The following is a 783-nucleotide window of genomic DNA, read 5'->3' as shown; positions in this document are numbered from 1 at the left end:
TTTAGTAAATATTTCTTCTTTGGAGAAGTTTTTGTTGTTAGTATCGGTCCAGATTTTAATGATATTTCCTATAAAGTCTAATTGTTCAGGGGTTGCATTTTTGTCTGTTACTATGCTTGCATAATATTCTGCTAATTGATTGAATGTAATAGTTGAGTTTTCATCTGATATAGATAATTCTTCTATATTTTCTAATTGCATTGATTTTATCATACTCTCATAATTGTTTGCATATATAGTGCATACAGCAAATATAAATATTAAAACTATATATTTTTTCATAATTAAAATTCCTGAAATAGTTTTAATTATTATCGGAATAGTTTAATATTACATTCGTTTTTTATTTTTTWAATTATTTTGATATAGTATTTATATATTAATTTTTGTGAGTATAATGCTTGCTAATAATAAATATATAGAAGTACCTGTAATATCACAAATAGAAGTTACTAAAGGCACGCTGCTTGTAGTAGGGTCTTTTTTTAATTTAACAAATATAAAAGGCAAACATAACCCTATAAGRCTTCCTATCACTACAACGCATATCATAGATAATGATACCACCAARGCTATCATTAATCCTCCTCTAAATATAGCAAGAAGCGAAACAGCTAAACTCATAGTAATACCAAGTATAGAAGATATAGCAATCTCTTTAAAAAACATAAAGAGCCAGTCGCTTTTTTTTACATCTCCAAGCGATAAACTTCTTATTATGAGCGTGGAAGATTGAGCTCCGGCATTTCCAGCACTGTCAATTAGAAGCGGTAAAAAGAATAT

Annotated in this window: 1 protein-coding gene and 1 pseudogene; both read right to left on the bottom strand. The window is 27.6% G+C overall.

What is annotated here, in order from left to right:
- Positions 1–282, bottom strand: a pseudogene (locus tag GQX97_RS12965) (hypothetical protein); the annotation flags it as partial.
- Between the two features lie 90 nt (positions 283–372).
- A partial coding sequence (locus GQX97_RS12960) for a magnesium transporter (protein ID WP_198391243.1) occupies positions 373–783 on the bottom strand: 411 nt, incomplete at its 5' end.

The organism is Brachyspira sp. SAP_772 (assembly GCF_009755885.1).
Classification (GTDB): Bacteria; Spirochaetota; Brachyspiria; order Brachyspirales; family Brachyspiraceae; genus Brachyspira.
This window is presented reverse-complemented; position numbering and strand designations above follow the sequence as displayed.